The organism is Youngiibacter fragilis 232.1 (genome assembly GCF_000495435.3).
Taxonomy (GTDB): domain Bacteria; phylum Bacillota; class Clostridia; order Clostridiales; family Clostridiaceae; genus Youngiibacter; species Youngiibacter fragilis.
This window is the reverse complement of the sequence record NZ_AXUN02000141.1, coordinates 1-2,119: the sequence shown is the minus strand read 5'-3', so window position 1 is coordinate 2,119 and position 2,119 is coordinate 1. Positions and strand designations below refer to the sequence as shown.

At 46.5% G+C, this 2,119-nt stretch carries 2 protein-coding genes and 1 riboswitch; both genes read right to left on the bottom strand.

Annotation, left to right across the window (positions count from 1 at the left end; genetic code table 11):
• Nucleotides 1-224: 224 nt before the first annotated feature.
• On the bottom strand, nt 225-866 hold the full coding sequence (locus tag T472_RS07130; RefSeq protein WP_023387760.1) for a methionine ABC transporter permease: 642 nt from the start codon (nt 864-866) through the stop codon (nt 225-227).
• Nucleotides 856-1,827: a methionine ABC transporter ATP-binding protein gene (locus T472_RS07125; protein WP_023387761.1), complete on the bottom strand. Its 972-nt coding sequence runs from the start codon at nt 1,825-1,827 to the stop codon at nt 856-858. Before T472_RS07125 ends, T472_RS07130 begins: the two co-directional genes overlap by 11 nt.
• Before the next feature lie 74 nt (nt 1,828-1,901).
• Nucleotides 1,902-2,006, bottom strand: a riboswitch (SAM riboswitch).
• Nucleotides 2,007-2,119 lie beyond the last annotated feature (113 nt).

The following is a 2,119-nucleotide window of genomic DNA, read 5'->3' as shown; positions in this document are numbered from 1 at the left end:
TATCTCAGCATGGGGAACCGGAGTTGCGCCGACCTTGAGGGTTTTAAGCTCAGCCTTTGTAGGAGCGGTAGTTGGTGCCGTTGTTGGTGATGGAGTCTTGCTTCCGCAAGCTGCAGCAGCTATTGAAAGGGCGAGTGTAAGTCCGAGTGCAATTAATTTCTTTGATTTCATGTTTGGTCCCTCCGTTTTTTGTTTTTATATTATATGAAGCTAATTTTCACACATTATCTTAGTAGTCTTCTGTAAACAATGTTGCCAATGGTCTGGAACAGCTGTACAAGCAGGAACAGTATGATTACTGTGACGTAAAGGACATCCATCTGGTATCTGTGATATCCGTACCTTATCGCTATGTCTCCCAGTCCGCCACCGCCGATGGATCCAGCCATTGCGGAATACCCTACTATGCTTATGACAGTATTTGTAATTCCAGCGACTATGTTTGGCATGGCCTCAGGCAGCATGACTTTTAGTATGATCTGCCTGTTGTTTGCACCAAGTGATTTGGCAGCTTCGATTATTCCATAGTCCACGGAATAGAAAGCATTCTCTATTACCCTTGCAGCGAAAGGTATGGCTCCAATGAACAGTGGGACTATCGCTGCTGTGGTTCCGATGGTCTTTCCAACAAGCAGCCTTGCCAGCGGGAACAGCATTATCATGAGTATCAGGAACGGGAAGCTCCTGAACATGTTGATTATGAAGTCCAGTACCTTGTAGACTGCAGGATTTGGCTTCAGTCCCTTCGGATTTGTATATACCAGCACAACTGCCAGCAGAAACCCGAATGATACTGAAAGCGCTGAAGCAACTAATATCATGTATATGGATTCTTGAAACGCCTTAAATATAAGATTAAAGCTCATCTGTCAGCACCTCCCATGAAAGTCCCCTTTTCTCGAGGTACTCGATTATCCTGTTTTTGTCGTTGGGTTCGATGTTGAGGACAAGGTTGCCAAGGACATCGCTCCTGAATTTTTCAAGCTTTCCCCATACTATGGAGAAGTTCGTGTCGAGCTCCCTTGCCATTTCCGTAATTACGCTTTCGTTGGTGTATTCCCTGGTAAAGGCAATCCTTATGTTAATCCCTGGAGGCAGATGGTCCCATTCGTCTTCAGCAAGAAGCGTCTTGAGCTCGCTGCCTGGTTTGAGGAACAGCTCGCCGACCTCTCCTTGTGCAAGCACCCTGCCGTTTTCCATGAGAGCTACCCTGTGGCATACTTCCTTGATAACCTCCATCTGATGGGTGACGATCACGATGGTGATTCCAAGCTCCCTGTTTATCTTATCGAGAAGCTGCAGGATCTCTTTGGTTGTCTTGGGGTCGAGTGCTGAAGTAGCCTCGTCGCAAAGAAGAACTTCAGGATTCATCGCAAGAGCCCTTGCGATCGCCACTCTTTGCTTTTCTCCGCCGGACAGCGCCCTTGGCTTGTTTCTCGCCTTGTTTTCAAGACCTACAAGCCTGAGCAGCTCAAGTACCCTTGTCCTTGTCTCCTCTTTGCCGTAACCCCATATCTCCATGGGCAGGGCCACATTCTCGTAAGCGGTCTTCAGGTTCAGAAGGTTGAAGTTCTGGAAGATCATGGACAGCTTTTTTCTTAGCTGCCTCATCTCTTCACCCTGCATGGACCTTACGCTTCTGCCTTCGATCCGGATGTCCCCGGCGCCGATTGGCTCCAGGCCGTTTATGCATCTCAGCAGTGTCGATTTGCCGGCACCGCTGTGTCCTATTATCCCGAATATCTCGCCTCTGTTTATGCTCATCGAGACGTCTTCTAGGACTGAAAGGTCACCGTAGCTCTTGTTGATGTTTTCGATATCGATCAATTGTGCACCTCTATGTTGAAAAATGGAAAAGAAAAAGCGCCTGAGAATAAACCAGGCGCGCGAAGCCGAATCTATTCTCATCTTCCAGTATCTCTACTGAAGGAATTGGCACCGTATACCTTTTGAGTATCGGTTGCCGGGTTTCACAGGGCCTGTCCCTCCACCTCTCTTGATAAGAAAATGAATATTCATTTCTTCATAGTTTAGTGTCTTTTTCTATCAATGTCAATAGAACAAATTGGATAAAACCCCAATCAGACAAAAAATATATTATTGCTGAATTGATAAAGTA

What these genes read in the sequence shown, in the direction of transcription:
- T472_RS07130 (WP_023387760.1), bottom strand. Translation starts at nt 866, where the DNA reads ATGAGCTTTAATCTTATATTTAAGGCGTTTCAAGAATCCATATACATG.